This is a genomic window from Paractinoplanes pyxinae (assembly GCF_026626335.1).
Lineage (GTDB): Bacteria > Actinomycetota > Actinomycetes > Mycobacteriales > Micromonosporaceae > Actinoplanes > Actinoplanes pyxinae.
Genome location: NZ_JAPNTZ010000005.1, coordinates 111,770 through 132,020, shown reverse-complemented (window position 1 = coordinate 132,020; position 20,251 = coordinate 111,770). Strand labels below are relative to the sequence as shown.

Annotated in this window: 21 protein-coding genes; 6 read left to right on the top strand and 15 right to left on the bottom strand. The window is 70.0% G+C overall.

What is annotated here, in order from left to right; genetic code table 11:
* Positions 1–19: 19 nt before the first annotated feature.
* From OWR29_RS14970 to OWR29_RS14960, 3 genes are read right to left on the bottom strand one after another with little or no spacing between them, the layout of a single operon-like run.
* Positions 20–1,156: a winged helix DNA-binding domain-containing protein gene (locus OWR29_RS14970; RefSeq protein ID WP_267563415.1), complete on the bottom strand. Its 1,137-nt coding sequence runs from the start codon at positions 1,154–1,156 to the stop codon at positions 20–22.
* A 10-nt stretch (positions 1,157–1,166) separates the two neighbouring features.
* Entirely contained in the window at positions 1,167–1,832 is a 666-nt protein-coding gene (locus OWR29_RS14965; protein WP_267563414.1) for a response regulator transcription factor, read from the bottom strand.
* A complete protein-coding gene (locus tag OWR29_RS14960; RefSeq protein WP_267563413.1) occupies positions 1,823–3,430 on the bottom strand; it encodes a sensor histidine kinase in 1,608 nt (535 codons plus the stop codon). Before OWR29_RS14960 ends, OWR29_RS14965 begins: the two co-directional genes overlap by 10 nt.
* A gap of 178 nt (positions 3,431–3,608) precedes the next feature.
* Between OWR29_RS14960 and OWR29_RS14955 the strand changes: the two genes are divergently transcribed.
* The 3 genes from OWR29_RS14955 (at position 3,609) to OWR29_RS14945 (ending at position 5,468) form a co-directional block, all read left to right on the top strand.
* Positions 3,609–4,409 carry a CPBP family intramembrane glutamic endopeptidase gene (locus OWR29_RS14955; RefSeq protein WP_267563412.1) on the top strand — a complete coding sequence of 267 codons (801 nt, stop codon included), beginning with the start codon at positions 3,609–3,611 and terminating at the stop codon, positions 4,407–4,409.
* Positions 4,410–4,477: 68 nt separating this feature from the next.
* Positions 4,478–5,131, top strand: coding sequence for a DedA family protein (locus OWR29_RS14950; protein ID WP_267563411.1), 654 nt, complete (start codon positions 4,478–4,480; stop codon positions 5,129–5,131).
* A 28-nt stretch (positions 5,132–5,159) separates the two neighbouring features.
* Positions 5,160–5,468, top strand: coding sequence for an antibiotic biosynthesis monooxygenase family protein (locus OWR29_RS14945; RefSeq protein ID WP_267563410.1), 309 nt, complete (start codon positions 5,160–5,162; stop codon positions 5,466–5,468).
* Here the strand turns inward: OWR29_RS14945 and OWR29_RS14940 are convergent.
* The 3 genes from OWR29_RS14940 to OWR29_RS14930 all read right to left on the bottom strand — a co-directional run bounded on the left by OWR29_RS14940 (position 5,461) and on the right by OWR29_RS14930 (position 8,026).
* The gene (locus OWR29_RS14940; RefSeq protein WP_267563409.1) at positions 5,461–5,700 is read right to left on the bottom strand and encodes a hypothetical protein; all 240 of its coding nucleotides are present in this window, start codon (positions 5,698–5,700) and stop codon (positions 5,461–5,463) included. The two genes, OWR29_RS14945 and OWR29_RS14940, sit on opposite strands and share 8 nt — an antisense overlap.
* Positions 5,701–5,840: 140 nt before the next feature.
* On the bottom strand, positions 5,841–7,643 hold the full coding sequence (locus OWR29_RS14935; RefSeq protein WP_267563408.1) for a potassium channel family protein: 1,803 nt from the start codon (positions 7,641–7,643) through the stop codon (positions 5,841–5,843).
* Positions 7,640–8,026 (bottom strand): DUF6394 family protein, encoded by a 387-nt coding sequence (locus OWR29_RS14930; RefSeq protein WP_267563407.1) that lies wholly within the window; start codon positions 8,024–8,026, stop codon positions 7,640–7,642. The genes OWR29_RS14935 and OWR29_RS14930 overlap by 4 nt, the downstream gene beginning before the upstream one ends.
* 84 nt (positions 8,027–8,110) lie before the next feature.
* On the opposite strand from OWR29_RS14930, the gene OWR29_RS14925 reads away from it, so the two are divergent.
* On the top strand, positions 8,111–8,929 hold the full coding sequence (locus tag OWR29_RS14925) for a DUF6082 family protein (RefSeq protein ID WP_267563406.1): 819 nt from the start codon (positions 8,111–8,113) through the stop codon (positions 8,927–8,929).
* On the opposite strand, the gene OWR29_RS14920 is transcribed toward OWR29_RS14925, so the two are convergent.
* A complete protein-coding gene (locus tag OWR29_RS14920) occupies positions 8,876–10,066 on the bottom strand; it encodes a zinc-dependent alcohol dehydrogenase (RefSeq protein WP_267563405.1) in 1,191 nt (396 codons plus the stop codon). The genes OWR29_RS14925 and OWR29_RS14920 overlap by 54 nt on opposite strands.
* A 302-nt stretch (positions 10,067–10,368) precedes the next feature.
* Positions 10,369–10,560 carry a hypothetical protein gene (locus OWR29_RS14915; protein WP_267563404.1) on the bottom strand — a complete coding sequence of 64 codons (192 nt, stop codon included), beginning with the start codon at positions 10,558–10,560 and terminating at the stop codon, positions 10,369–10,371.
* 32 nt (positions 10,561–10,592) lie between these two features.
* Here OWR29_RS14915 and OWR29_RS14910 point away from each other — a divergent pair, with 32 nt between their 5' ends.
* Positions 10,593–12,653, top strand: a complete 2,061-nt coding sequence (locus OWR29_RS14910) for a beta-glucosidase (RefSeq protein ID WP_267563403.1) — start codon at positions 10,593–10,595, stop codon at positions 12,651–12,653.
* A gap of 107 nt (positions 12,654–12,760) precedes the next feature.
* Here OWR29_RS14910 and OWR29_RS14905 read toward each other — a convergent pair whose 3' ends face one another.
* Entirely contained in the window at positions 12,761–12,928 is a 168-nt protein-coding gene (locus OWR29_RS14905; protein WP_267563402.1) for a hypothetical protein, read from the bottom strand.
* Between the two features lie 227 nt (positions 12,929–13,155).
* Positions 13,156–13,941, bottom strand: a complete 786-nt coding sequence (locus OWR29_RS14900; protein ID WP_267563401.1) for an aminoglycoside phosphotransferase family protein — start codon at positions 13,939–13,941, stop codon at positions 13,156–13,158.
* A 28-nt stretch (positions 13,942–13,969) separates the two neighbouring features.
* Between OWR29_RS14900 and OWR29_RS14895 the strand changes: the two genes are divergently transcribed.
* Positions 13,970–14,329, top strand: coding sequence for a VOC family protein (locus OWR29_RS14895; RefSeq protein ID WP_267563400.1), 360 nt, complete (start codon positions 13,970–13,972; stop codon positions 14,327–14,329).
* Between the two features lie 173 nt (positions 14,330–14,502).
* On the opposite strand, the gene OWR29_RS14890 is transcribed toward OWR29_RS14895, so the two are convergent.
* The 5 genes from OWR29_RS14890 to OWR29_RS14870 all read right to left on the bottom strand — a co-directional run bounded on the left by OWR29_RS14890 (position 14,503) and on the right by OWR29_RS14870 (position 20,247).
* Positions 14,503–16,854 (bottom strand): MMPL family transporter, encoded by a 2,352-nt coding sequence (locus tag OWR29_RS14890; protein WP_267563399.1) that lies wholly within the window; start codon positions 16,852–16,854, stop codon positions 14,503–14,505.
* Positions 16,855–17,058: 204 nt separating this feature from the next.
* Positions 17,059–17,187 (bottom strand): hypothetical protein, encoded by a 129-nt coding sequence (locus OWR29_RS14885; RefSeq protein WP_267563397.1) that lies wholly within the window; start codon positions 17,185–17,187, stop codon positions 17,059–17,061.
* Positions 17,184–17,636, bottom strand: a complete 453-nt coding sequence (locus tag OWR29_RS14880; RefSeq protein WP_267563396.1) for a hypothetical protein — start codon at positions 17,634–17,636, stop codon at positions 17,184–17,186. The genes OWR29_RS14885 and OWR29_RS14880 overlap by 4 nt, the downstream gene beginning before the upstream one ends.
* A complete protein-coding gene (locus OWR29_RS14875) occupies positions 17,633–19,135 on the bottom strand; it encodes an acetyl-CoA acetyltransferase (protein ID WP_267563395.1) in 1,503 nt (500 codons plus the stop codon). Before OWR29_RS14875 ends, OWR29_RS14880 begins: the two co-directional genes overlap by 4 nt.
* Positions 19,135–20,247 (bottom strand): NAD(P)H-dependent flavin oxidoreductase, encoded by a 1,113-nt coding sequence (locus OWR29_RS14870; protein ID WP_267563394.1) that lies wholly within the window; start codon positions 20,245–20,247, stop codon positions 19,135–19,137. Before OWR29_RS14870 ends, OWR29_RS14875 begins: the two co-directional genes overlap by 1 nt.
* Positions 20,248–20,251 lie beyond the last annotated feature (4 nt).

Genomic DNA, 20,251 nt, shown 5'->3' with positions numbered 1-20,251 from the left:
CCGCCCGACCTGGAAGGCGTCAGGCGTGTGCGCCCACCTTCACCTCGCCGATCGTGAGGGTGGGGGTCGCGCCGAGGATGTCGCCCAGTCGTTCGACCTCGGCGTCCAAGGCGCGCAGGCGGGCGCGTGACAGCGGCGTCAGCGGCTCGACCGTGACGTGCACCTTGCGGCCTGCGAGGCGCTGGTGCCAGACTCCGGCCGCGCGCCCGTCGATCAGCAGCACCGGGTAGTTGCCGGCCTGTCCGCGGGCCAGCGCCCGTTCGAAGGCACGGCCCGGGAAGGTCACCGAGCGAGGATGCGCTCCCACCCCGTACGCGTCGAAATAAGGCAACAGCCGCACGCCGGGGACCAGCCCGGGGAAGTCGAGATCCCCCTCCAGCAGCCAGGTCTCGTCACCTTCGACCGTCACCGGCTGCAGGTCCAGCGTCGTGAACACGTCGGCGATGAAGCGCGGGGGAGCGGCCAGCCACCGAGCGACCTGCGCCGGTGTGGCCGGACCGTACGACCACAGGTAGCGCCGGATCAGTTCGCGCAGCGCGGCCATCGGCTCGGGGAGCGAGAACCCCGGCGCCCACAACGCGGGACTCGTGTAAGTGACGTTGCGCCCCCGCTGAGGTCCGAAGCAGATGACTCCTTGCGTCAGCGGTGACCCCACGATCGTCCGCCACCGCGGCCACATCGTCTGGAAGGCGGGCATGACCAGGTCGCCCGCCCACGGTCCGGCCCGGGACACCACTTCGGCCGACAGCTCGTCAACGGTCAAGCCGCCGTCGGCCGCACGCAGCGCGTCGTCGAGTGCCGCCACCACCTGCTCGTTCTGTTCCGGGGTCATCCGTACGTCGGCGGCGAACGGGTTCGAGTGCGGCAGCGCGGCCAGCGCGCCCGCCCACAACCCCAGCTCACCAGCCGGCAGCAGGTGCACGGTGCCGCGCGGCCCGAACGTCTTCACCAGCGTCCGGTCCGTCCACAACGCCTTCTGCACATCCGTCCGAGTGCCGTCTTGGAGGCGCATCGCCACCGAAGTCTCTGCGGCCGACAGGATCTGGGCGTGGGCCCCGCACATCGCGGCCACCACGCCCGCCGGATCGGCGCCGGGCGCCGCCAGGTAGTTGCGCTCGACCCGCCGGGCGATGACATCGGACCAGGTTGGCGTCATGGGACGAACGCTAGCCGCGATTGCGGTCAGTTTCCGGCCGCAGGAACAGCAGCACGGCGAGGACCCGGCGCGACTCGCCGCCGGTGGAGGGCAGCCCCAGCTTGCCGAACACGCTCGACACGTACTTCTCGACGGCCCGCAAGGTCAGGTAGAGCCGGTCGGCGATGCCCTGGTTGGAGTGCCCACTCGCCATGAGCTCGAGCACTTCCCGCTCGCGGGGCGTCAGGGTGGCCAGCGGATCGTCCGGGCGCCGCCGCGCGACCAGCGACGACACGATGATCGGGTCGACCGCCGTGCAGCCCGCGGCCACCCGGCGTACGGCGGCCAGGAACTCCGCGACGTCGCTGATCCGGTCTTTCAGCAGGTAGCCGGCGCCGGCCGCGGAATCGGCGAACAGCGTCATGGCCAGCGCGGGCTCGACGTGCTGGGACAGCACCAGGACGGCCGTGCCCGGGTGCTCGGCGCGGATGGTCACGGCGGCCCGCAGCCCCTCGTCGGTATGGGTGGGCGGCATCCGGATGTCGACCACCGCGACCTCCGGCCGCAGCGAGGCCACGGCCCCGAGCAGCGCCGACGCGTCACCGCAGCGGGCCACCACCTCGAAGCCTGCGTCGGTCAGCAGCCTGGCCAGCCCCTCGCGCAGCAGCACGCTGTCTTCCGCGATCGCTACCCGCACGGCAGCTCCGCCCGCACCCGGGTGCCGCCGCCGGCCGGGCTCCACACCCGCAGCGTGCCGCCGAGAGCTTCCACCCGGTCGGCCAGCCCGCGCAGGCCGCTGCCGCTCGCGGTGTCGGCCCCGCCCGCCCCGTCGTCGGACACCTCGACCACCAGCGTCTTCCTGGCCGGGGCCACTTCGACCGAAGCGCTCGATGCGTTCGCGTGCCGGCCCACATTGGTCAGGCTCTCGCACACCACGTAGTAGGCGGCCACCTCGACCGGCTCGGGCAGCCGGTCGTCGAGGCGGACGTCGAGCCGGACCGGCACGGTGGCCTGGGCGGCCACCGATTCGAGGGCGACCGCCAGCCCGTGCCCGCTCAGCACGGCGGGGTAGAGCCCGTGGGCGAGATCGCGCAGCTCGGACAGCGACGTCGCCACCTCGGCCCGGGCCTCGGCCAGCGCCTGCCGGACGGCCGGGTCGCCGTCCAGGTGCGATTCGAGCAGGCCGAGCCGCAGCGACAGGCCGACCAGCCGCTGCTGGGCGCCGTCGTGCAGGTCGCGCTCGAGGCGCCGGCGTTCCGTGCGGCCCGCCTCGATCACTCGCGCCCGTGACGCCCGTACCTCGGAAAGCCGGGCCCGCAATTCGGCCCGCAGCCGGGCGTTGTCGATCACCATCTCGACCGCCGCCGCCACGGCCCGCACCAGTTCAGCCTCGACGGACGGATGGTGGACGAGGGCGGCCACCGGCTCACCGTCGCGGGGGATGAGGGTCGCCGACGCCGGCAGCGTCACGGGAGAGCCGTCGTGGTCGACCCAGCTGCGGTACTGCGGCAGCCAGTAGAGCAGCGACGCGGTGGGGTCGCGCAGAGCCCGGACCAGGGCGGGGGTCAGGTCGTCGGGCTCGGCGCGCAGCTCGACCACCAGGTCGCCGACGGAGGCGCGGGCCAGCCGCGCGTCGAGCAGACCAGCGAGAAAAGCCACTGGGGCCAGCCCCAGCACGAACAACGTGAGCCGCTGGACCAGTGTGAACCCGGCCGCGACGAACAGACCCATGACCAGCAGCACGGCCAGCGCGACCAGACCCAGCGCGAACGACCCGACGAGCCAGCGCACGGCTCGGTGTTGGCTCCCCAGGCGTACGCCCAATAACCCGACACCGACCAGCAGCAACCCGCTCAGCGTGACCAGCTCGACCGCATGCACCGCGTTGGCCGCACCGGGCGCGTCGGTGATCGCGAGCAGGTTCCCGTCGCCGAAACCGCCCAGCAGCATGACGGTCAACTGCAGACCGATCGAGATTGCGTACGCCACCACGACCACCACCCGGGCCGGGCCGGCGACGCGCCCGCTCGGAAAGGCCAGGAACACGTGCAGGAACAGCGCCACCACCAGCAGGTCGACCGCCTGCCCGACGGTGAACAGCACCGGGTTGGCCGACCACGCGAGGTTCGACAGCGCGGCCCCGAACCCGACGACGACCATGAGCCGGCCGAAGCCGCTTTCCGGCCGCCGCGTCCATGCCAGCAGTCCACAGAACACGTACGCCAGAAGGATCCACACGAACAGGCCGGCCTGCACGAGGTGGCCGCTCGGACGGGCGAGGGCGATCGATGCCACCGCCGCGGCGAGGCCGGCCGCGGCCAGGCTCCATCGCAGCGTACGGCTGGGAACCGCGCGCTCGTCGATGCCAGCAGAATAGGCCGGTCGCCCGCTCGGGAACAGGCCAGAAAACCGCCCTGTGGACAACGTGCGTACACGCTGTCGGCGATGCCCCGGCGCGACGAGCGTGAAGGGCATGACAACACTTGCCGCGGCCATCCGCCGCCACCCGCTCGTCAGCTTCTTCGTCCTCGTCTTCGTGATCGGCTGGTCGCCGTGGCCGTTCGGCATCGACGGCACCGCCATGCTTCCGTGCGCGCCGCTGGTGGCCGCCCTGATCGTCGCCGCCGTCACCGGCACCCTGCGAGATCTCGGCCGTCGCGTCATCCGCTGGCGCGTCCCCTGGTACTGCTACGTCGCAGCCGTCGCCCTGCCGCTGGCCGTCATCTTCACCACGGCCGGGATCCACGGTGGCGCCTCGTGGACCTTCGCCTGGGCCGACCTGGCGATCCTGTTCGCGCTGCGCTGGATCAACCCGCTCGACGGCCCGCTCGGCGAGGAGCCCGGCTGGCGCGGTTTCGCCCTGCCCCGGCTCGACGCCCGCTACGCGCCCCTGATGTCGGCGGCCGTGCTCGGCTTCATCGCGGCTGTCTGGCACCTGCCGCTGGTCTTCGTGACTCAGGGCAACCCGATCGGCTGGGTCGGCCTGTGCACCACCTTCGTGATCACGTTCGTGTACTGCTGGCTGTTCCGTCGCTCGAACGGCAGCGTACTGCTGGTCATGCTCTTCCACGTGGTGCAGGGCACGGTCGTTCCCAAGACCTTCGGGTACGAGGGTCAGGACGTCATGGACGTGCTGGAGCTCGGCCTGTACGCGTGGATGGTGGTCGTCGCGGCCCTGATCATCTTCGACCGCGCCGCCTGGCGCCCCGCCCCGCGTGAGGTCGGCGCCCGTCCCGCGGCCGGCGTCCTGACGACCCCGGTGGTGCAGCCCTGAGCATTCTCAGGGTGATCTCGGGGTAGAGCCCGATGGTTCGGCGAGCACGGGATCGGCAGGCTGATCCCATGCTCGCCGACGTGATGAACACCGCCACCGCCTTTGTCGACTGGCTGTCCACTCTCGACCGGTGGATGGTGCTCGCCTTCACGTTCCTGTCGGCCGCCGTCGAGATGACGTTCCTGGCCGGCCTGTTGGTGCCGGGCGAGTCGGTGGTCATGCTGGCCGGGTCGCTGCCGGACGGGCCGGCCGGCTTCGCCGTCGTTCTGGCGGTGGGCACGGCAGGTGCTCTGGCCGGGCAAATTGCCGGGTACGCGGTGGGGCGCGCATTCGGTCCGCGGCTGCGCACCACGCGACTCGGCCGCCGCATCGGAGCGGCGCGCTTCGACCGGGCCGAGAACTACCTGAGTGAGCGCGGCGCCCCGGCCCTGGTGGCGGTGCGGTTCGTCGCCGTCGTGCACGCGGTCGTGCCGATCGTGGCGGGCGTGGTGCGCATGCCGTTCGGCCGGTTCGTGCTGTGGTCGGGGCTGGGCACGGCCCTGTGGGTGGGCGCCTTCGCCGGCGTCGGCCTGCTCACCGCCGGGGCCGACGCCACCGGCGGCCTGGGCCTGGTGCTCACCGCGATCGGCGCCACCTGCCTCGGCGTCGTCCCGTTCCTGGCGCGTCGCCTGCGCCGGCCGGCCACGCCCCGTCGCGACCGCCGCCCGGCGGTGGCATGCTGAGGTCTCGGTGGACCGAGGGGGCGACGGGATGATCGCGCGGACCTGGCGGGGCTGGACCAAGGCGGCCGAAGCCGACGACTATCAGCGGCACTACGCGACGGTGGTGGCCACCGAGCTGCGGGGCATCGGCGGTTTCCGGGGCGCGCGGCTACTGCGCCATCAGGACGGCGACGAGGTGCGCTTCACCTCGATCACGTTCTTCACCGACGTCGACGCCATCCGCGCCTTCGCCGGCGACGACTACGAGTTCGCCGTGGTGGCCGAGGACGCCCGCAAGGTCCTGACCCGATGGGATGACAGAGTCACCCTTGATGAAGTGGCGATTTTCGTCACCTAGGTCGCACACTGGGCAGCCGAGAGGCGCGCACTGTGGCGCGGCGGGGGCCGACCACGCGGCCCTGATCGCTCACCTCGACGCCCTCGACCTCGTACCAGAGGTCACCGTCCTGCTGGACGGGGGCGCCGGCCAGGATCTTCTCTATGCGCAGACGCAGGGGGCCGATGCCGTAGCGGTAGTCCTCTTCGGCGAAGGTCCAAATGGTGCCCGCGGGTCTGTCGTCGATGGTCATCTCACCTCGCGGGGCCGGGCGGCTCGCGGCCGCGTCAAGAATGTGGAACGCTGGCGTCCATCCTGCGCGGTCCTTTGCAGCTGCACAAGGGCGTCTGCACGTGCAAGTGCGCTTGCATGAGGGATTTATGTCCGATTGTCTTATGGATCGTCCGACGAACGCCCCGGCGAATCGGTGCTTTGGCTCCCGGTCGGTATCTTTCCCGTCACCCGCTGCCACACCCACCCGGCCGGAACCTCGCGTCCGGAGAGGACGTACTCGGCGACGACCCGGTTGGTGACCGTGTCGATCAGCGCCCGCCGCGAGTAGGGGCGGCCGACGAAAAGGACTTCGTCGCCGGGTCGCACCGGGACGTCGTCGGCCGGGCCGAGGATGGTCTCGCCGTCCCGGGCCAGCATCAGAGGTACGGCGTCGAGGCGCTTCTGCCGATTTCGGGGGCTCCGCAGCAGGTCGCCCACGGCCACGCCCGAGCGCAGCCACGGCTGCAGCGCCGGGGCCTCCCTCTCGGAGAGCGTCATCTTCCACAGCGCGCCGAGCTTGGCGCCGCAATAGGCCTGCATCCGGTCGAGGGTGTCGGCCGCCCAGTCGTCGCCCAGCTCCGGCATCTCTTGCAGGAAGCGCCACAGCATGGGCGTGCTCAACCGGGCGTAGATCTCGCGGGCGGCCATCTCGCTCGGCACCAGCAGCCAGTCGATCTCCATGGCGGCGAACAGGGGCGCGTTGGCCGGGCGGTTCTGACGCGCCCCGATGAACAGCGACGGGTTCGCCTTGCGGGCGGCGGCCACCAGCGACAGGTTCGTCGCGTCGTTGTCGGTGCCGGCCACGAAACCGGCCGCGCCGGCCAGGTCGGCCTCGGCCAGCACCGACGGCTCGGACGCGTCACCCTCGATCATGCCCGGGCCGGGCTCGGCGTCCAGGCGCAGGTCGATCACGGTCACCTCGAGCCCGTCGGCCCGCAGGTCCTCGGTCAGCTTGTGCCCGAACCGGCCGAAGCCGCAGACGATCCAGCGCCCCGCGGCCGGCGGGCGGCTGGGCTGCGGCATCTCGGCGCCCTCCTCGTGGACGAGCCACGACATCAACAGGTACGACGAGGGCTGGTGCAACGCCAGGCGCAGATGATCGCCGTACCGGTCGAACGGGTTGACGACCGTGGGTGAGCCGAACGCCCGCATCCGATGCTCGATGGCGGGCGAGACGGTCCGGGCGATGACCGGCAGACCCGGGCGTACGAGGGCCGCGGTCATGGCCACGACCAGGTTGGCCTCGTCGTCGTCGGTCAGCGCCACGACACCCTCGCAGCCCGGATGCTCCAGCCCGGCCACGCCCAGCGTGTGCGGGTTGCGGGCGTCGGCCACCAGACCCGGGATGTCGGAGTAGTAGGGGTCGATGTCGAGGGTGTCGATGTGCTCGGGCGAGCGGTCGATGACGACCATGCGGCGGCCCAGCGAGTCGAGCGCGTGGCCGAGCAGCTGACCGGTCTGGCCGTACCCGACGACCAGCAGAAAAGGCTCGCGCAGGCGCTTGACGGTGCCGGTGAAGCGGCGCAGGGCGATGGCCTCACGGAACGCCCGGTCGCGCAGGGTGGCCAGCAACGACCCGATGGCGTAGGCCCAGCCGATCACGGTGAGGTAGATGGTGGCGGTCACCCAGAGTCGCTGAGCACCGGTGAAAGGATGCGGGATCTCGCCGTACCCGATCGTTGTTGCCGTATAGCTCATGAAGTAGAAGGCATCGAAGAAGCCCACCCGTACGGGATTCCCGTCCGCGTCCTGCCCGGGGATCAGGGTGAGGCCGAGCACGCTGATCGCGAAGATGAGGATCAGCACAATGAGCGGCGCCCGCATGCGGCGCAGAACCAGGAAGACGGTGGGGGAGGCGCCCTCGGCCGGCCGGGCGATCGCCGTGTGCCGGTGGAAACGTCCGCGGGGGACGGGCCGCCTCATCGCCGCTGGAAGGTCGTCGTCTCGATGACCAGCAGGGCGACGGAGACCAGGTTGGCCAGCAGCGCGCCCCCGGAGAGCGAGACGACGCTGGCCGTGGCCTCCGGGGTCATGCCCGCGGTGGAGATCTGGGTGGCGTAGACCCAGGTCAGCGTGGCCGCGATCAGCTGCAGGTCGGCGACGAGGCTGGTGGCCAGGTGCACCGCCCCGATCTGGGTGCGGTCGCCGAACTTCAGCACGGTGGCGATCAGATTGACCACGACGGCGGCGAACAACTCATACTCGTTGTGCAGGGCCGGGTTCGAGATGTCGCCGATGAAGAACCCAAAGTTCAACGTGGCGGCGAGCAGCACGAAGAACCCGAAGATGACCTTCTCAAGACTCATGAGCTGCGCCTCGTCACGGCACACACGCTAGTGCCTCCGTGGAATCCCTGCAGGGCTCTCCGGCTCGCGTGCAGAAGTCCGCTGATGCAGGACGTCTTCGATCGGTCGGCAGCTCGACTTGATGCGGTGTTGTTACTTGGAGCCATGAGAAGAACACTCTCCGATGATCGGGAGCCCACTCAGTCGATCTTGACCATGCGGCCCTTTGTGGCGGGCCGGAAAGTTTCGACCGGCTTCCTGCTCATCATTGTGCTATTGCTCCTGCTGTTGATCACCCCCTTGGTGATTCTTCCTTTTGCGAGCCTTTCGAGAGACCAGCTCAGTGACATCAGCAATATAGGTCAGGCTTACGGCTCGATCTCCGCGCTGTTGTCAGCATTAGCGCTCGCGTCGGTGGCCGCTTCTCTGTTCTATCAAGCGCGACAGGACCGTGCTCACCGGATCGACGCCCTCCGGCAGGGGCAGCAACAGCTCTTGGCGTACGTGATCGCGGAGCCGTCCGTGTTCGGCCCCTGCATCGTTGACTTCGCCCGGTTGGAGTCGGACGAGGACGCTCGAAGATATTTCTTCACGACGCTGTGGCTGAACTATTGCCGCCAAGGCTACGAGATCGGTGTTTTCGACGAGAACCACATCCGCGCCGAATTCGCCGAAGGAATGTTCGAGAGTGAGGTTGCGGCCCGGCTGTGGGGTGTTCGTATGGCTGAGCTCCAGCGGCAGGGCGTGAAAGACATCGGCTCGTTCAATCGAATCTTCGCGCGGGAGAGTGATCGGAGAGCTGGTTCTGCTTCGAGGGGAGGGGTGGCGACCGGATCCTCCGAAAGCACCCAGGAATCGTCGGAGCAGTCGTCAGGAGATCAGGGGCAGGTCGGGGTTCGGGCGGAGGGTGACCTTGACGGCTGAGGCGCGGGGGCCGGCGGCGGCGGTCTGGAGGGCGGTGCGCCACTCGGGCAAGCCGTAGACGTGGGTCACCAGGCCGTCGACGGGGTAGGACGGGTCGGCCAGCCACTCGACGGCCTGGGTCATGGTGTGGCGACCGCCGAGGGTGGGTTCGGGGCCGAAGTTGACGGTGCCCTGCACGGTGAGCTGGCGGTTCCAGACCAGGGACCAGTCGACCGGTTGCTTGCCGGCCGCTCCGACCAGCACGAGCATGCCGGTGGGGCGCAGCAGGTGCAGGGCCAGGTCGATGGTGCCGGGCAGGCCCACGCAGTCGAAGACGACGTCGACGCCCTGTTCGAGCAGGGGGATCTTGGTCAGGCGAGGGCGGATGACGCGGCCGCCGTGCAGGTCGGCCAAAGTCTCGACGACCCGCGGCCCTGGCGGCAGGGTGCGATCGGCGCCGGCTCTTTCCGCGTACGTCGTACTGAAGCGGCCGGGGCCGACTGCAGTGATGTCGAGGCTCGGGTGCAACCGGCGCAGAGCGGCGATCACCAGCAGACCGATCGGGCCGGGGCCGATCACTACTGCGCGGTCGCCGCGGCGCTTCCAGTGCAGGGCGGCGTGCAGGGCGATCGAGGCGGGCTCGGCCAGCACGGCACGGCGGGACGGCGTGTCGTGAACCGGGTGCAGTTGCGAACGGTGGGCGACCAGTGATTCGCCCCAGCCGCCGCCGAGTGCGGCGTCGAACCCGACCGACGGCGCCTGGCACCCGGTGACACCGGGTTGATCGAAGCGCTCACAAACGTACGGGAAACCGTCATCACACGAACGGCAGAGCGGGAAGCCGCGGTGCGCGCACGAGATGATCGGGTCGACGACGACGCGCTCGCCCTCTTCGGTGACGGCGACGATCTCGTGGCCCAGGATCTGGCGGCGGGCGGCGTAGAAGGCGCTCAGCACCAGCGACGACTTGGCCCGGGCGACGCCGACGTCGCTGCCGCAGATGCCGGCCAGCTCCGGGCGCAAGCGCACCCAGCCGGGCGCGGCAGGCAGCGCGGGCTCGGGGACGTCGTCGCGCAGCGAGAGCATGAGGCCCATGCGGCGGGTGGCGGCGGTCAGCAGGTAGCGCGGCACGGTCAGTTCGGTGAGGACGGCTCGCATCCACCGACTGTCGGATTCGTGCGCCTCGATGCGCAAGTGTGTTCTGTGCTAGTCCGCGTGCACCTCGTCCTAGCGACGTGCGTCACTGCGCCCGCAGGATGAGGGCCAGGGGCGGAAACATTTCCGCCACTTGATCGAAACAGTTCGGCGTCCCGGTCGCCCTCGGTGAACCGGTGATGCTGCGCGCCCAACTCGCCGTCGCCACCAATGCGGCGAGTGTGTGAAACGTATCAATATCGTGGGAAGGGCATTGATGAAACGAGCACTCGTTCTGGCCCTGCTGGCCCCGGTCGCCGTCGCCGTCATACCGGCCGGAGCGGCGTCGGCCGCGCCGGCGTCGGCCGCGGCGGCATCTGCTGCGTCCGCGTCGGCACCGTCTGCGTCAGCGTCGGCATCGGCAGTGTCGGCCGCGGCGTCGGCGTCGTCGGCATCTGCTGCGCTGGCGTCGGCCGGATCAGCGTCCGCTGGTTCAGCGTCGGCAGCCGCAGCGTCAACGTCGGCGGCTGACTGCAAGAGTTATCCCTGGATGGACGTCCGCAAGACGCCGGAGAAGCGTGCGCAAGCGTTGCTCGCCGCCAGCACCCAGCACCAGAAGTACCGGTGGCTGGTGGAGCAGCCGGCCAACAGCCCGCAGCAGACCGAGTGGCAGGGCGGCGTCGTCTATCCAGTTCAAGTGCCATGCACCCCGACCGTCGTCTACTCGGACGGGCCGGACGGTGTGCGCTTCACGCCGGGCGTCACCGCCTTCCCGGCCACCATCGCCACCGCCGCCACGTTCAATCAGCCGCTCGCGTACGTGAAGGGCGCGGCCCAAGCGGCCGAGGCGTTCGACAAGGGCAAGAACGTGCTGCTCGCGCCCGGTCTGGCCAGCGGGCGGACACCGCTCTCCGGCCGCACGCCCGAGTACCTGGGCGAGGACCCGCTGCTCACCGGTCTGATGGCCGCGGCCGGCACGCGGGGCATCCAGAGCAGCAAGACCAAGCCGGTGCTGGCGACGCTCAAGCACTACGTCGCCAACGAGCAGGAGCTGGACCGGCAGACCAGCTCCTCGAACGCCGACGAGCGGACCCTGCGCCAGATCTACGACCTGCCCTTCGAGATCGCCGTCGACCGCGGCGCCCCGGAGAGCGTCATGTGCTCGTACAACCAGATCAATCATGTGTACGCATGTGAAAATGAGCGTTTGAACAAGGTGCTCAAACAAGACGTCGGTTTCGATGGCTATGTAATGAGCGATTTCGGTTCGGTCCATAGCACCGCGCCCAGTCTGGTCAACGGGCTCGACCAAGAGCTGAACCGGCCCATCTGGTTCACCCCGGCCCGCCTGGACGAGGCGCTCGCGGCCGGTCAGATCACGCAGAAGCAGATCGACGCCGCAGCGTTCCGGGTTGTTCGTTCGTACATCCGCGGCGGTCTGTTCGATCACCCGCTGGCGGCGACACCGGTGGAGGACGCGTCGACGCCTGTCCACAAGGCCATCGCTCGCACCACGGCCGAGCAGGGATCGGTGCTGCTGAAGAACAACGGCCTGCTGCCGCTCAAACCGCGCAAGGGCGATCAGATAGCGGTCATCGGAGCGACAGCATCGAGCACTCCGACCGACGGGATCAGCGCCAATTCGGTGTGCAGCCTGCCGTGGCGGTTCGGGAGCCCGACGACCCTGCAGTGTGAGGACCTGGTCTCGCCGGAGGACGGGATCCGTACGCGGGCAAGCAAGAACGGCGCCACGGTGGCTTTCAACAACGGCAGTGACGTCGCATCGGCTGCCGCGGCGGCGGCCTCGGCTGATGTCGCGGTTGTGTTCGCGTACGTCCGGATGGGCGAGTTCAACGACCTGACCGACCTGCGGCTGCAGGGCAACGGGGACGCGCTGGTGTCGGCCGTGGCCGCGGCCAACCCCCGTACGGTCGTGGTTCTGCAGACCGGAAGCGCGGTCGAGATGCCTTGGCTGGCGCAGGTGCCGGCCGTGCTCGAGACCTGGTACGCGGGGGAGCAGATGGGCCCGGCGATCGCCTCGCTGCTGTTCGGCGACACCAACCCGTCGGGCAAGTTGCCCATGACGTTCCCGAAGTCGTTGAGCGATACGCCAACTTCGCGCAGCATCGCGCAATATCCGGGCGTCGTCGTGGACGGCATCCGCCAGGTTGACTACAACGAGGGCCTGAAGGTCGGCTACCGCTGGTACGAGAGCGAGGGCATCGATCCGCTGTTCGCGTTCGGCCACGGCCTGTCGTACACAACGTTCAAATACGCGCAGTTGAAAGTGTCCGCATCGCGCAACGATGTGCGCATCAAGTTCCGGCTGACCAACACCGGCCGCCGGGTGGGCACCGAGGTCGCGCAGGCGTACGTGTCACTGCCCGCCTCGACCGGGGAGCCGTCGAAGCGGCTGGTCGGCTTCGAGCGGGTGACGCTCGCGCCCGGGCAGAGCCGGACGGTCGATCTGACGCTGTCGCGTGACGACCTGGCCGATCTGCACCTGCTGCAGTACTGGGACGGCCGGTGGAAGACGGCGTCCGGTCAGTACGGCTTGGAGGTGGGCGGCTCGTCGGACACCGCCGCATTGCGCGCGACTTTCCGCCGGTAATGCGGGCGGGGCCGCCCCTGGGGAGGGGCGGCCCCGTCGTCAGGCGGACCAGGTCGGTCGATCGTGAAGAACAACCCGCCCGGCAATTCGCGGACGTCGTCCGAAGGCTATTCGGGCAGCTTGACGTCGCTGTTGCCCTTCCAGTCCTGCGGCTCGCCCTCGCCGCCGGCCTCCGGGTCGCGGTGGCCGAGGGCCGTCTCACCCGGAAGCTCCTCGACACGCTTCTCGGCGATCTCCTCGAGCTGGGCCTCGGTGTCCTTGCTCAGATCCGACATCTCGCACCTCCGTTGTCTCGTTCTTGCTACGCCCACGCCTCTACCCGCCCGCCCCACCTCTCAGCGGCCGCCGAGACCAGGCTCACTTCCGCCGTCAGCGAGCTCTCCGCTGGTGGCGAGTTTCCCGCCAATGGCGAGCTTCCGCTGGTGGTGAGCTCTCCGCTGGTGGTGAGCTCTCCGTTGGTGGCGTGCTCTGAGCTAGTGCCGGTCGTTCCGTCGCAACCTTGTCATCCGCCGGGGGCGGGCTCGAACAATTGGCGGTTGGTGCGGGTCCAGTTGATGCGGGCGGCGGTTTTGTCCAGGAAGCCGGTTGACTGCCAGTCGGCTTGGGGCTGGCAACCCTGGTCGGCGAGCCGGCGGGCCCGCTTCCACACAGCCTCCTGCTGGGCAATCACCTCGTCAACCAGGCCGGTGGTGCTTTCCAAGCCGTACGCCTCGGCGAACAGCTCTAGGCGGCGCCGGCGGTTCGGCGGCTCGGGGAAGGACAGCCAGCGCACGCATGTCTCGTCGTCGCGGAACGGTGCTACGTATTCCAACGCGTACGCGATGTCGTGGATCGGTTTGGCGGGCCACGCGTAGTCCCAGTCGAGTGCGGCCACCGGTCGCGGGCCGTGCCACACCAGATTCCACGGGCCGAAGTCTCCGTGGCAGATCAGTTCGTCGTCGGCCTGCGGAGCGGTACGACCGGCCCAGCCGTCCACGGCGGCCGGCCGGAATCCGCGTACGGCGTCGTGATACTGGCGCAGCAGGCGGGCCATGGACTTGAGGCCGCGCTCGTCGACCACCTTGGCCCAGCCCGCACCGCCTGACTCTCCGTCGATGAAGGAGACGACCTCGCGGCCGTCAGCGTCGATGCCGAGGAACCGGGGCGAGTGCGGGTAGCCGATGCCTTCCAGGTAGCGCAGAAGCTCGTGAACGCTGGACGACCAGGGCTGCAGCGGCCGCCGTACGGTGTCGCCGACGCGCACGACCGTCCGGTGCGGCTTGTCCTGCAACATCTCATGATCATCCATGTCGCGACGGTACCGCTACCGTCGGCTCATGTTGCGCAAGATTGACTGCGTCCTGACCCGCGTCGACGACCTGGACGCGGCGGAAGCCTTCTACACCCGAGTCTTCGGCCTGACTCCGCTGTGGCGCGACGACTCCTCGGTCGGCCTCTCGATGCCGGACACGGACGCGGAGATCGTCCTGCACACGATGGACCTCCCACCCGACCTGACCGTGTACTACCTGGTCGACGACGTCCGGTCCGCGGTCGCCGCCTACACCGGGAATGGCGGCACCGTCCGCACACCGCCCTTCGATGTGGCGGTCGGCCAGTGTGCCGTGCTGGAGGACCCGTTCGGCAACGCCGTATGCGTCATCGACCTGACCCGGGGCCGGCGTCCGTCGCTCTGACCCCCTGTGGACAACTCAGCGATCGCCAATGTTGATCGCGTATGGTGCGCCCCTCAGCCCCGGGCGGGTGGGTTCAGTCCGCAGCCGCACGGCCCTGCGAGATTTGCTTCCGCTTGGCCGGCTGCGTGACCCGAGCGGGAGCGCCGAACGTGCCGGCGCTCCCGCGTCTCGCGTCAGCCCACCGGCTGGGGATCGCGGGCCGGTGCCGGCGGCTGGGGTGCCTCGATCTCGATGTGGGGGAGGGCGCGGTCGAGGGAGCGGGGCAGCCACCAGTTGGCCCGGCCGAGCAAGGTCATGGTGGCGGGAACCAGGACCATGCGGATGAGGGTGGCGTCGATCAGGACCGCGGTGGCCATGCCGAGGCCGATCATCTTGACGGTCACGTCAGGATCCAGGGCGAAACCGGTGAAGACGGCGACCATGATGGCAGCCGCGCTGCTGATGACGCGGCCGCTGGCGGACAGGCCGCGGATCACGCTTCCTTGGGCGTCGCCCGTGCGGAGCCAGTCCTCGCGTACGCGGGAAAGCAGGAAGACCTCGTAGTCCATCGACAGGCCGAACAGGACCGTGAACAGCAGCACCGGCACCCAGCTGGACACCGACACGGCGTGCGGCAGGCCGACCAGGCGCGCTGTGGTGTCGTTCTGGAAAATCAAAGTCATTACGCCGTACGCGGCTCCGACCGACAGCAGATTCATGGCCGCAGCCTTGACGGCGGCCACGGGCGCGCGGAACAGCACGGTCAGCAGCACCAGCGACAACGCCACCACGAAGACGACCACAATCCACAGGCGGTCGGCCAAGCGGTCGGAGACGTCGGCGAACACCGCGACCAGGCCGGTCACCAGCACTCCGCCGGGCAGCACGTCCTCACGCAGGCGGTGCAGCAGGGCGGTGGTCGCCTCGTCCTGCGGGCCGGTCGTCGGCTCGACCACGATGACGGCGGCGCCGCCCTCGATCGTCGGCGGGGAGACGGCAGCCACGCCGGGCTCGGCGCGCAGGGCCGCGGAAAGTGCCCCCAGGTCCGGCGTCTTCGTCAGGTCGACGGCGATGATCAGCGGGCCGTTGGCGCCGGCCCCGAACTCGGCCGCGACCAAGTCGTACGCCTTGCGGGTGGTGTGCGAGTCCGGCATGCTCCCGGCGTCCTGCGGCCAGGTGCGCATGCCCAGCATGGGCGCGGCCAGCACCACCAGCACGATCAGCGACGCCACCGCCGCCAGCCCGGGCCGCCGGCAAATCCGAGCCGCCCACCGCGCCGTCAACGTCGGCCGAGGCGCCGCCGCCCTAACCGCGCCGCTGTCGACACGACCCGCACCGGTTCCGGCCGCGCCGCGTCCGGTACGACTTGCACCGGTTCCGTTCGCGCCGCGTCCAACACGACTCGCTCCGAGCTCGGACGTGTCGCGACCGGAATGACCTGCCCCGATCCCGACCGGATCGCGTCCGGCACGACCCGCTCCGATCTCGGAGGCGCCGTGACCGGTGCGACCCGCATCGATCTCGTTCGCAGCTCCGACCGGACTCGGGGCGACCACTCGCCGGATGCGCCGCGGCAGGACTCTATGGCCGGCCAGGCCGCACAGCGCGGGCACCAGCGTGAGCGCCGCCGCCATTACTGCTGTTACGGCGAAGAACGTGGCGTAGCCGAACGACGAGTATGTGGGCAGCGTCGACAGCTTGAGGCCGAACAGCGACACCAGCACGGTCAGCCCGGCCACCACCACCGACACTCCGGCCGTGGCGTTGGCCGCGCCGGCCGCCGCTCGGGGTGACAGGCCGGCCCGCAAGCCCTCGACGTGCCGGGCTACCAGCAGCAGCGCGTAGTCGATGCCGACGCCGAGGCCGACCATCGTCGCGATCGTCGGGGCGATGGTACTGACGTCGGTCGCCCGTTCCAGCAGCGCGATGAGTGCGGCGCTGGCGGACAGACCGGCTACGGCCACGGCGATGGGCAAGCCGGCCGCCACGACCGACCCCAGCGCGAAAGCCAGAATCACGAGCGCCGCGACAATGCCCACCAGTTCCGCCGTACCGCTGGGGGCCTGGACGTTCTCGGCGACCTGGCCGCCGAACTCGACCTGCAGCCCGTCGGCCACGAGCGGCGCCGCCGCCGACCGGAGTGCGTCGATTCCCTCGGTGCCGGCGAAATCGGTGACGGGAATGTCGTACTGGACGCCGATGAGCGCGGTGTCGCCGTCGGCCGACATTCGCGGGGGCGCGACAATGGCCGCGCCCTCGACCTCGGCCAGCCGGGCCCGCAGCCCGTCCAGAGAGGCGGGATCGATGGGCCGGTCGGAATGCACGACGACGCGGGCATCCGTTCCGGACATCTGCGGGAAGTGCTTCCGCAGGAACTCCGTTCCGGCCTGCGACTGCGTGCCGGGAACGTTGTAGTCGTCGCGGGGCGTGCCGCCGAAAGCCACCGACAGCCCGGTGAAGGCGGCCAGAACGATCAGCCAGGCGCCGATCGTCCGCCAAGGGTGCGCGGCGGCTGATTCCCCGAGCCGCCCGAGCAAGCGAGACATTTTCTCTTCTCCTCCGTACGTTTCTCGGAGGAGACAGTCGCCCACCGCACTTGCGGTTCGCTTGCGCCCGGCCTAAAGCTTCTTGCAAGTCGCCAGGTCTTTGAGCAGCAACGCGAGATCGCAGACGGCCGGGCCGCGCGGGCGTGGTGCACAGCCGGCTCACTGCGGCCCAGCACCGCGCAGACCCGGGAGCACTGCCTCGTCCTAGTGGAAGCGGGAGGCGTGGGCCATGTGCAGCATGCGGTCGTCGTCCTCGGCCGTCCGGTCCGGCTTCTCGAGCAGCGTCCACACCCCGTTGAAAAGGTCGACGGCGAGTTGGCGGGTGTCCGTCATCGCTTTTCTCCCAAGGCTTTCCGCGTATCGGGTAAGAGGAGAAACACCGTGGCGCAGGCGGCGCCGATGAAGACGACGTAGGGGCTGAGTTCGCCCAGGAAGAATGTGGGGGACGGCTCGGTGGTGATGGTGGCAGTGGCGCTGTACTCGATCAGGCCGTCGGGGGCTTCGGTCAGGCTCTCGACGGCCTCGGACAGCCAGAACGCGGCCGGGACCAGCACAATCAGCGCGCTCACGATGCAGACGGCCAGCCAGGCCCGGAAACTGCCGCGCACCATGGCCACGGTCAGTACGGCCACGGCGGCCGCCAGGAACAGGAAGAAATAGCCGCCCGAGGTGGTGTTCGGGTCAGCGTTGAACGGGCTCGTCAGCAACGACAGACCGAGCCCGACAAGGCCGCACACCAGCGTCGCCAGCGCGACGACAGTCACCCGTACCGAGGCGGTCACCCGGGCACAATAGCGTTTCCGTCGGCCGTGGACCGCACCGTCACCCGTTCGCCGATGGGTTCGCCCTCGGTGAGCAGGTCGAGAATGGCGTCGGCGCGGGCCACGAAGCGGCGGCCGTCGCTTTCGAGGCGGCCGAGCACGATGCCCTCCGGCGGATGCTTGACCGTGTAGGTCTCGATGACGGCCGGACCGTCGGCGTTCACCGCCTCGGCCGGTGCCGGCGCCGCGTCCAGTTCGGCTTGGATCCGCTCGCTGTGGGACGGCTGGAAAGCGTACGGAATCGTGGTGTAAACGCCCGTCGAGTGCTTGCTCATGATGCCGCCGTTGGCCCCGACGAAACCGTACGAGCCGGGAGCCGACCGCACCCGTTCGACCACCGACACGATGGCGTGCATCGAATAGTTGTTGCCCGGCCCGCCGAAGAACGGCAGTCCGCCCGTGACCGTGAGCCCGCGCGGATCGTCGGTCGCAATGCCCAAGGCCTCGGCCACGATGAAAACCGGTGCCGCGTAACAACTGTAGAGATCCAGAACGGCCAGCGAATCCGACGAGATTCCGGCGACTTCGAGCGCGTGCCGGGCCGCCCGCACCGCCGCCGGCGAGGTGCCGTAATCGGCCCGATCGAGCAGATTCCGCTCGCGCAGATCGGCGTGCCCGGCCAGAAAGACCCAATTGCTTTCCGGTACGCCGAGACGCCGCGCTGCCCCGGTCGACATCAGCAGAACCGCGGCGCCCTGATTCACCTTCTCGCGCGCCACCACATAGCGCGTGTACGGGTCGGCGATCGGCCGGTTGGCGGCGGTGGGCGTCACCAGCGAAACGGAGTCGCGGAAAACCGGCGCCGCCGCATGCGGATTGGCTGCCGCGACCGCGGTGAAAGGCGAGAACAGTTCCCCGATGGCTCTCGCATAGTCTTCCCGCGACATCTTGAGCCGGGCCCGGCGCGCGTTCTCGATGAGCGCGTACTGCGACGGCGTGTCCGACAGCCCGTGCGCCACGTGGTGCATCGACACGATGCCGTCGAGCCCGTGCCCGCGCGCCTCGAGCGACCCGCCCGGGCTCTCGCTGAAGTCGGGCGGCGACGGAGTTCCGGCCAGCGCGGCGATCGTCGAGATGGCCTCCGATCCGAACAGCAGCACAACTTCGGCGTCGCCGGCCGCGATCGTCGCCGCGAACTCGTTCACCAGGTGCTGCGGGGCTTGACCGCCGCCGACCTCGAGCACCGCCCGCCGCGGCGTCGCCCCAAGGCGTACGGCCACCGAGCGCGGGAAATTGTCGGAGCACCCCAGCAGCGGCGTGGCCCACGGCAGCGAGATCTCGAACTGCGGCACCCCGGCCACCGTGTCGACGGCCGACGCCGGGACACCCGCGTCTTCCAAGGCGGCCCGCGCGGCGTCGGCGGCCAGGCCGACCGGCGAGCGCGCCTGATAGCCCGGCGAGTCGAGCCGCTCCGACACCTGACCCACGCCGACCAGCACCGGCGTCCGGGAATCGATCATCAGAGACGCCCGGCGAGCTCGCGGATCCGGGCCGCGCAGTCGGCCGCCATCGTGCGGGTGATCTCGCCGGCCGGGCGGATGTCACGGAACGATCCGACGACCTGCCCGACGAAGAACGACTCGAGTTCGAGCGCGCCCTGGTGCCCGGCCTCGGCCGCGGCGTCGATCCGCTGCCAGGCCTCGTCGACCAGCATCGGCTGCAGCGGTAGGGGCAACGGGGCGGGGCTGCCGGGCGCCGCCCACTCGTCGTGCCACGCCGTTCGCAATTGCCGGGCCGGTTTCCCCGTACGCGTGGGGGAGCGCAAGGTATCGGCCGAGCTCGCCGCCAGGAACTTGCTCTTGATCGCCTGGACGGCCACATCCTCTTCGCTGGACAGCCACACCGAGCCGCACCACACCCCGGCCGCCCCCAGCGCGAGCGCCGCCGCCATCTGCCGCCCGTCCGCGATGCCGCCCGCCGCGAGCACCGGCCGGTCGCCGGCGATGTCGACGATCTCGGGCGTGAGCACCATGGTGGCGATCGTGCCGGTGTGGCCGCCGGCCTCGGTGCCCTGCGCGACCAGCACGTCGACGCCGGCCGCGATCTGCCGCTCGGCGTGCTTGGCCTGCCCGACCAGGGCCGCCGTGACGACCCCGAGCTCCTTGGCCCGCGCCACCAGCTCGGGCGGCGGGGTGCCGAGCGCGCTGGCGATCAGCGAGATGCGGTGCTTGAACGCGGTGTCCAGCAGCGCGATCGCGCCCGGAGTGGTCAGCGAGGCCGCGACCTGCTGATGATCGACCGTGGCGGCGGGCGGGATGTCGTACTTCTCGAGCAGTTCGCGGACGAACGCGAAGTGCTCCTCGGGGATCTGGGCGCGCATGCTGGCCACCAGGTCGTCCGGGTCGCCGGGCACGAACTTCTCGGGCACCAGCAGGTCGACCCCGTACGGCTTGCCCTCGACCTGCTCCTCGATCCAGGTGAGCTGGGCGTCGAGCTCCTCGGGGCCGTAGACCGAGGCGGCGAGCACGCCGAAGCCGCCCGCATTGGTGACCGCCGCGACCACGGCGGGGGATCGGTTGAAGCCGACGATCGGGTGTTCGACGCCGAGCAGGTCGGTCAATGCCGTACGCATGGCG

Excerpts from the sequence above, each read along its gene's own strand:
- OWR29_RS14970 (WP_267563415.1), bottom strand. The coding sequence starts at position 1,156 with ATGACGCCAACCTGGTCCGATGTCATCGCCCGGCGGGTCGAGCGCAAC.
- OWR29_RS14955 (WP_267563412.1), top strand. The coding sequence starts at position 3,609 with ATGACAACACTTGCCGCGGCCATCCGCCGCCACCCGCTCGTCAGCTTC.
- OWR29_RS14950 (WP_267563411.1), top strand. The coding sequence starts at position 4,478 with ATGCTCGCCGACGTGATGAACACCGCCACCGCCTTTGTCGACTGGCTG.
- OWR29_RS14945 (WP_267563410.1), top strand. The coding sequence starts at position 5,160 with ATGATCGCGCGGACCTGGCGGGGCTGGACCAAGGCGGCCGAAGCCGAC.
- OWR29_RS14940 (WP_267563409.1), bottom strand. The coding sequence starts at position 5,700 with ATGACCATCGACGACAGACCCGCGGGCACCATTTGGACCTTCGCCGAA.
- OWR29_RS14935 (WP_267563408.1), bottom strand. The coding sequence starts at position 7,643 with ATGAGGCGGCCCGTCCCCCGCGGACGTTTCCACCGGCACACGGCGATC.
- OWR29_RS14930 (WP_267563407.1), bottom strand. The coding sequence starts at position 8,026 with ATGAGTCTTGAGAAGGTCATCTTCGGGTTCTTCGTGCTGCTCGCCGCC.
- OWR29_RS14925 (WP_267563406.1), top strand. The coding sequence starts at position 8,111 with ATGCAGGACGTCTTCGATCGGTCGGCAGCTCGACTTGATGCGGTGTTG.
- OWR29_RS14920 (WP_267563405.1), bottom strand. The coding sequence starts at position 10,066 with ATGCGAGCCGTCCTCACCGAACTGACCGTGCCGCGCTACCTGCTGACC.
- OWR29_RS14910 (WP_267563403.1), top strand. The coding sequence starts at position 10,593 with ATGGACGTCCGCAAGACGCCGGAGAAGCGTGCGCAAGCGTTGCTCGCC.
- OWR29_RS14905 (WP_267563402.1), bottom strand. The coding sequence starts at position 12,928 with ATGTCGGATCTGAGCAAGGACACCGAGGCCCAGCTCGAGGAGATCGCC.
- OWR29_RS14900 (WP_267563401.1), bottom strand. The coding sequence starts at position 13,941 with ATGGATGATCATGAGATGTTGCAGGACAAGCCGCACCGGACGGTCGTG.
- OWR29_RS14895 (WP_267563400.1), top strand. The coding sequence starts at position 13,970 with ATGTTGCGCAAGATTGACTGCGTCCTGACCCGCGTCGACGACCTGGAC.
- OWR29_RS14890 (WP_267563399.1), bottom strand. The coding sequence starts at position 16,854 with ATGTCTCGCTTGCTCGGGCGGCTCGGGGAATCAGCCGCCGCGCACCCT.
- OWR29_RS14885 (WP_267563397.1), bottom strand. The coding sequence starts at position 17,187 with ATGACGGACACCCGCCAACTCGCCGTCGACCTTTTCAACGGGGTGTGG.
- OWR29_RS14875 (WP_267563395.1), bottom strand. The coding sequence starts at position 19,135 with ATGATCGATTCCCGGACGCCGGTGCTGGTCGGCGTGGGTCAGGTGTCG.
- OWR29_RS14870 (WP_267563394.1), bottom strand. The coding sequence starts at position 20,247 with ATGCGTACGGCATTGACCGACCTGCTCGGCGTCGAACACCCGATCGTC.